The sequence below is a fragment of the Microvirga aerilata genome (assembly GCF_016743775.1).
Taxonomy (GTDB): Bacteria; Pseudomonadota; Alphaproteobacteria; order Rhizobiales; family Beijerinckiaceae; genus Microvirga; species Microvirga aerilata.
Map to the genome: position 1 here is coordinate 1 of NZ_JAEQMY010000159.1, position 6,802 is coordinate 6,802.

Sequence of the window (6,802 nt, forward strand, 5' to 3'; positions counted from 1 at the left end):
CGCAATCGGATAAGCCCAACGATCCCTGGAAGCCAATCGCCGCCTGATCAAACGGCATTGTTCAGGGCCGACTACTTCTAAGTCGTTTTGTTATGCTCTTCGAAGTAATTGCGGAGCGACTTGCCGACATCTTCGATATGCGTTTTCAGGAGTGCGCAAGCCGCTGAGACTTTGCCACTCCTGCAGAGGCGCACGAGTTCAGCGTGCTCGACTTCAGCACGCTCCATGCCACCTGTTAGCGAAAGCTGAAGCCGGGTATGTCTGTCACATTCCTGAAGTAGGCCCCCAACAATTGCCTGCGCGCGCGGCTGTCGAGCATGCTGGTACAGCACTTTATGGAACTCCGTGTTCAGCTCACCCCAGCGTCTGACGTGCTTAGCACGCAGTTCCGAGCTGTATTCTTGAAGGATTTGACTAAGCCGATCATAGTCCACTTCCGTCAGATGTCTGGCAGAGGCTTTGAGGAGCCTTGGTTCTAGTAGCGCTCGGAGTTCAAAGAGTTCTTGAACCTCCTCCATAGACAGCTCTGAAACGATTGCGCCGCGATGTGGAAGAATCTTCACCAGCCCTTCAGCTTCGAGCTGCATCAGAGCCTCGCGCACTGGGATGCGGCTGACACTAAACTCCGTAGCCAGTGCATCTTGACGAAGCTGGAAACCAGATTTGAACTCCCCATCCACGATCCTGCGTCGCAATTCCTCCGCAACGGCAGAGGCGATGGTCCTGTGTTGAAGGGACTTTTGAGCGGGTCTGGCAAGGGGCATAGCTGTCACTATCGTTAGTTGCAGATCCTAGGAAAGAATGGATCTTATTGCTCTATAGCAGACGGACAAAAGATCGGCTTGACATCGAGGATTTTATACAATCTACGTTGACGAAGTTCAATGCTGTATAGCAGGAGCAGGAGCCTTATGGCGAAAGAAATTGACTGGGAGTACATCTTTCCCGCAGTCAAGATCCTGTTCAAGTCGAGCTGCGAGATCCAGACCGACGCCCTCAAAGCATTTCCGAAGCCGTTTGGGGTGGACCTCACACCTGCGGCCTAATAATAACATGGTGGGGCATGGAGTCCTGCCTATTCTTCCTTGACAGTCATCTCTTTGAACAGCGAGTGAGGCCATGGCGCGCCATACCTTCTTCTGCATCGACGGCCATACCTGCGGCAATCCGGTTCGCGTGGTTTCCGGCGGCAGCATTCCCCAGTTGCAGGGCGCGTCGATGTTCGACCGCCGGCAGCACTTTCTGGCGGAGTACGACTGGATCCGCACCGGCTTGATGTTCGAGCCCCGCGGTCATGATATGATGTCCGGCTCCATTCTTTATCCGCCGACGCGGCCGGATTGCGATGTGGGCATTCTCTTCATCGAGACATCCGGCTGCCTGCCCATGTGCGGTCATGGCACCATCGGCACGGTGACGATCGCCCTCGAGAATGGGTTGATCCATCCCAAGACACCAGGCCTCCTGCGGCTCGATACGCCGGCCGGCGTCGTCGAGGCCCGCTACGAGCAGAACGGCCCCTTTATCGAGCGTGTTCGGATCACCAACATCCCGTCCTTCCTGTATGGAACCGGCTATGAGGTGGAGGTCGAGGGACTGGGCCATCTGATGGTGGATGTGGCCTATGGCGGCAACTTCTATGCCATCGTCGAGCCGCAGAAGCTCTATTCCGACCTGTCCGCCGTCAACCCTTCGGACATCCTGCGCTGGAGCCCGAAGCTGCGGGAAGCTTTCAACGCCCGCTACCAGATCGCCCACCCCGAGAACCCGAACATCAATCGCCTGACTCACGTCCTGTGGACGGGCCGTCCGCAGACCGAGGGCGGCACGGCGCGCAACGCCGTGTTCTATGGCGACAAGGCCATCGACCGCTCGCCTTGCGGCACAGGAACCTCAGCCCGGATGGCGCACCTCGCCGCCCGCAACGAGCTCAAGGAGGGTGACGAGTTCATTCATGAAAGCATTATCGGCTCCACCTTCGTCGGACGCATCGAGGGGCGGACAACAGTTGGAGACCGGGATGCCATCATCCCGTCCATCGAAGGCTGGGCGCGGGTCACAGGTTTCAACACGATCTTCATCGACGATCGCGACCCCTTCGCCAACGGCTTCCAGGTCGTCGACCAGAGCCGCCCGGCCTGAGCCTTTTCGAGGTAGAACCATGCGGGTTGCGATCATCGGCGCGGGCATCGTGGGGCTTGCCACTGCGCATGCGATGCTGGACCGGGGGCACGAGGTCGTACTGGTGGAACCCGGCGGCAAGCAGGGGCGCCCGACGGACGGCAATGCCGGCTGGATCGCGCATACCGATATTATGCCTCTGGCTTCTCCCAAGGCCTGGAGGAACCTCCCCCGATGGCTGTTGGATCCGCTCGGTCCCCTGACGATCCGTCCGGGATATCTGCCGCAGCTCGCGCCGTGGCTGGCGCGCTTCATCCTGGCCTCCTCGCCTCACCGGATCAAAGCGAGCATTACGGCCATTCGCGACATCAATGCCGAGGCGCTGCCGGCCTGGAAGGGACTTCTGTCTTCGCTGAACCTGGACGATCACCTCAGAGAACGGGGCATCCTCTCGGTCTGGCGGCGTCACAGCTCCTTCGTGCAGGCACAGGATATCCTTGAGCGCCAGCGGAGTTTCGGGATTCCGGTCGATATCCTAACCCTGGACGATCTCGCCCGCTTGGAGCCGGCTCTACGCAATGCGGAAGCCGCCGTGCTGTATCCGGATGCGTGCCATGTTTCCGATCCTGCTCTCCTGGCCGCCGACCTGATGCGGATTGCCCTTGAGCGGGGAGCCACGCATGTGCCGGAGCATGCATTAAGGCTTGAACCAAGGGAGGGGGGCGTTCACGTCCGCACGGACGGCGCGACGGCGGAGATCATCGCTGACCAAGTCGTTGTCGCTGCCGGTGTGTGGTCGCGCTCCCTTGCACAGCAGCTTGGCGATCGCATCCCGCTCGACACGGAGCGAGGCTACAACGCTACCTATGCGAAGGGGACGTTCAGCCTTATCCGGCCGATCATGTTCGAAGGCGAAGGCTTCGTCGCCACGCCGCTCGACACGGGTGACCGAGTCGGCGGCGCCGTCGAGTTCGCAGGGCTTGAGGCCCCGCCGAACCACAGCCGAACCGACGCGATGGTGCAGCGTTTGACGGGCTTCCTTCCCCACCTCCAGGCTGAGACGCCCGCAAAGCGGTGGATGGGCTTCCGCCCTTCGATCCCAGACTCCCTGCCGGTCGTCGGACCTGCCGGAAAGGACGAGCGCATCGTCTATGCTTTCGGTCACGGGCACTACGGTCTGACGCAAGCTGCGATCACATCGCGGCTCGTCGCCGATTTGCTCGAACGGAAGCCCGTAGGTATAGACTTGAATCCCTTCCTGCCGCAGCGCTTTTGAGATCATTGGATGAGTGGTAAGGAGGGCCTTGTCATGTCGGCACCGTCAGGGTGACCAGATGCAGGCGTACGTGAGGGATGGAACAATGCCCGTCCGCTTGGCTACGGTCGAAACCACTGAGGAGTTGCTCTGAAATAAAAACACCCCGGCTGGTGTCAGTAGATCGAAATCTCCAGCCAGGGCGTTGCGGCCATCGCCTCCCAGGGAGAGTGCCACACAGCAAACGTAACTGTGGTGACGTCACCAGGCTCTGTCGCAACGCTTCGTTTCAGAGTTTCAGCTATTGTACCCAGAGTCACAGTTGCGGAGGCCATGGTGTTCAAGGGCAGGCATTTCGATAGATCGGTGATCCTGCTCTGTGTCCGGTGGTACTTGGCCTATGGCCTCAGCCTGCGCAATCTTGAAGAGATGATGGCCGAACGAGGCGTGATGGTGGATCATGCCACCATTCATCGCTGGACCGTTCACTACGCGCCGCTCTTGCTGGAACAGTTCAATCGGCGAAAGAGAGCCGTCACCAGAAGGTGGCATGTTGACGAGACATACATCAAAGTCCGTGGCCGGTGGATGTACTTGTACCGAGCGATCGACAGCAACGGCGACACCGTCGAGTTCTGGTTCAGTGAGCAGCGCAATCTGACTGCTGCCAAGCGCTTCCTACGCATAGCGCTTAAGCGCCACGGCCGACCCGAGCGCATCGTCATCGACGGCAGCCAGGCCAACCGGGAGGCGATCCTGTCGTCTGATACAGAGAGCCGTTTGCGCGATCACTCAAGGTGTCGGCTCAAGCCAATCAGGATCCGGCAGAGTCGATACCTCAATAATCGTATCGAACAAGATCATCGCGCGGTTAAGCGGCGGATTCGACCGATGCTCGGATTCAAGTCCATAACCACCGCTCGCGCAATCCTGGGTGGGATCGAAATGGTTCACATGGTCCGCAAGGGACAGGCAAAGCATGCCCAAATTCCGCAACCATCACTCGCTGAACAGTTCGAGCAGCTTGCTGCGTAATCCCTAAGCGAGCCTCCTCTCGATCTTCTCGGCTCCGCTTCAAATTCGCGACAGAACCCCTGGTTTGAACTCCGCAGGCGTCACGACCACATCCACGGCAGCTTCTCCGTCAAGACGAGACAATTCTTGCGTCATGATACAGGCTGTCAAGCGATGTCTGGCCGGGCGGCTCAGGCGACCCTGGTACGTGAGCCCGGGCACATGGCTGAATTGATCAAAACGTGGCTGAAGTGCAAAGGCTGCTGGATCTCGCGCACCACTCGAGCTTTCGAAAGTACCGGCTTCATTGCTTATCCTCCGATGTGGGCGCTCCTTCCTTGAAGGAAGGGAGCCTTGATGAGGATTACAATAAAGCGCCCTGATCTCGAATGATTCGAAGAGGCGATACGCCCTACAGTCGATGGCCACATGGTGTTGGCCTGTCGATCCTCCACTGTAGATGAAAGCTTAGCCGTAAATAGTGCTCACAGTTTATCTTAGTTCCTGATTTGTTCTGGTATTCGGAATCCATATCCCTTAAAGTGAATAATCAAAAGTCATAGAAGCGGAGCTGAGATGAGCATGGACAAGAACAAAGCGGTCGAAACTGCGGTGGCACAAATTGAGCGTGCCTTTGGTAAAGGCTCGATCATGCGTCTTGGTAGCGGTCAGGTTGTTGAGGTGGAGACGATCTCGACTGGTTCTCTCGGGCTCGATATCGCTCTGGGTGTGGGTGGCCTTCCCAGAGGTCGCGTCATCGAGGTCTACGGGCCGGAGTCCTCAGGCAAGACGACGCTGGCCCTCCAGACCGTAGCCGAAGCGCAGAAAGCAGGCGGCGTTTGCGGGTTTATCGATGCTGAGCATGCACTCGATCCGGCCTATGCGCGAAAGTTGGGTGTAAATCTTGATGATCTCCTGATCTCCCAACCAGATAATGGCGAGCAGGCGCTTGAGATCGCCGATACCCTGATCCGCTCGGGCTCTGTCGATGTGCTGGTCATCGACTCGGTTGCGGCCCTGACGCCCAAAGCCGAGATCGAGGGCGAGATGGGCGAGAGCCGTCCCGGTCTTCAGGCCCGCCTGATGAGCCAGGCGCTGCGTAAGCTCACCGGTTCGATCAGCCGCACCAAGACGATGGTGATCTTCATCAACCAAATCCGCATGAAGATCGGCGTCATGTACGGCAGCCCTGAGACGACGACAGGCGGCAATGCGCTGAAGTTCTATGCTTCCGTGCGTCTGGATATCCGCCGGACTTCGACCCTGAAGGATCGAGATGAGCCGATCGGCAACCAGGTGCGGATAAAAGTCGTCAAGAATAAGGTCGCTCCGCCCTTCAAACAGGTCGAGTTCGACATCATGTTCGGCGAGGGCATCTCGAAGGTGGGCGAGCTCATCGACCTTGGAGTGAAGGCCAACGTGGTGGAGAAGTCCGGCGCCTGGTTCTCCTATGACAGCCAGCGCCTAGGGCAGGGCCGTGAGAACTCCAAGACCTTCCTCAAGGACAATCCGGAGATTGCGGCCGAGATCGAAGGCAAGATCCGCCAAAACGCCGGTCTACTGATGGCTGAGTTGCAGGCCAACGATTCGGACGGTGCTCCGGTAGATGAGGATGCGGCATAAGGGCGAAAGCCCCAAGAGGCGGCCCATTAAAACGATAATAGCCGCATTGCCGTGCCGGCGCAGCCCGCGACCTCGTGCCAAGTCGAGTAGCCCGGAACATGGCCCGATTCTGCTCTCGATGTGGGGCGAGATGTTCTCAGGCGCGCGGTTCTCGTCAAGTGATCAAGACGGATTGAAACCGCAGGCAAGACCCGGCCGGACAAGCATGCAAACGACAGTGAGGCATTGGCTGCCCTTCAGTAGGTACAGGCTGGCTCTAAAAGGGGAGCGCGCAAGGTTTGTGCAATAAACCTCGCCACCTTGGACGAAGGGAGAACATCGGTTTGGCAGTGTCTGGTTTGGCGCTATTTCACGGCTGATCTTGCTTAGGATGGTTCCTCAATGCTGTTCGTCGTAGGCGTTCAGAATGACGTCCACTACCCAACAACACTGAATAACCAGCAAGGCGGTTACGGCTTTTATTGATCTTCACGCGACAGGTGTAACGTAGGGCAGTGTCCGTCATCGTGAGGAGGTGCGCGATGGAAGGCAACGTTTGGCGGCCGACGCATCTGACGCCGGAGCAGATGGAGGAGCGTCGCCTGGTGGCCGCGACGCTGTTGCGCCAGGGACAGCTCTCTCAAGCAGACATTGCCCGGCGTGTGGGGGTCAGCCGTGCCAGTGTCTGCCGCTGGGCTGCCACCCTGGCCCAGGAGGGCCCGCGTGGTCTGGAAGCGCGCCCCATCCCGGGACCATCGCCCCGCCTCGATGAGAAGGCCTGGACGCGGCTGGGCCGGCTGCTGGATCGGG

The 6,802-nt window shown here is 58.8% G+C and carries 7 protein-coding genes; 6 read left to right on the forward strand and 1 reads right to left on the reverse strand.

What is annotated here, in order from left to right; all coding sequences use genetic code 11:
- Positions 1-77: 77 nt before the first annotated feature.
- Positions 78-764, reverse strand: a complete 687-nt coding sequence (locus JKG68_RS30255; RefSeq protein ID WP_202065935.1) for a GntR family transcriptional regulator — start codon at positions 762-764, stop codon at positions 78-80.
- Positions 765-911: 147 nt separating this feature from the next.
- Here JKG68_RS30255 and JKG68_RS34400 point away from each other — a divergent pair, with 147 nt between their 5' ends.
- The 6 genes from JKG68_RS34400 to JKG68_RS30280 all read left to right on the forward strand — a co-directional run.
- Positions 912-1,046: a hypothetical protein gene (locus tag JKG68_RS34400; RefSeq protein ID WP_281399266.1), complete on the forward strand. Its 135-nt coding sequence runs from the start codon at positions 912-914 to the stop codon at positions 1,044-1,046.
- Positions 1,047-1,119: 73 nt separating this feature from the next.
- Complete coding sequence (locus JKG68_RS30260) at positions 1,120-2,142, forward strand: 4-hydroxyproline epimerase (protein WP_202065937.1); 1,023 nt, start codon at positions 1,120-1,122, stop codon at positions 2,140-2,142.
- A 19-nt stretch (positions 2,143-2,161) separates the two neighbouring features.
- Positions 2,162-3,397, forward strand: coding sequence for an NAD(P)/FAD-dependent oxidoreductase (locus JKG68_RS30265; protein WP_202065940.1), 1,236 nt, complete (start codon positions 2,162-2,164; stop codon positions 3,395-3,397).
- Between the two features lie 312 nt (positions 3,398-3,709).
- Positions 3,710-4,411 carry an IS6 family transposase gene (locus JKG68_RS30270; RefSeq protein ID WP_210346498.1) on the forward strand — a complete coding sequence of 234 codons (702 nt, stop codon included), beginning with the start codon at positions 3,710-3,712 and terminating at the stop codon, positions 4,409-4,411.
- 561 nt (positions 4,412-4,972) lie between these two features.
- Positions 4,973-6,013, forward strand: a complete 1,041-nt coding sequence (gene recA / locus JKG68_RS30275) for a recombinase RecA (RefSeq protein WP_202065943.1) — start codon at positions 4,973-4,975, stop codon at positions 6,011-6,013.
- 521 nt (positions 6,014-6,534) lie between these two features.
- On the forward strand, positions 6,535-6,802 hold a 268-nt coding region (locus JKG68_RS30280), incomplete at its 3' end, for a helix-turn-helix domain-containing protein (protein ID WP_202065945.1).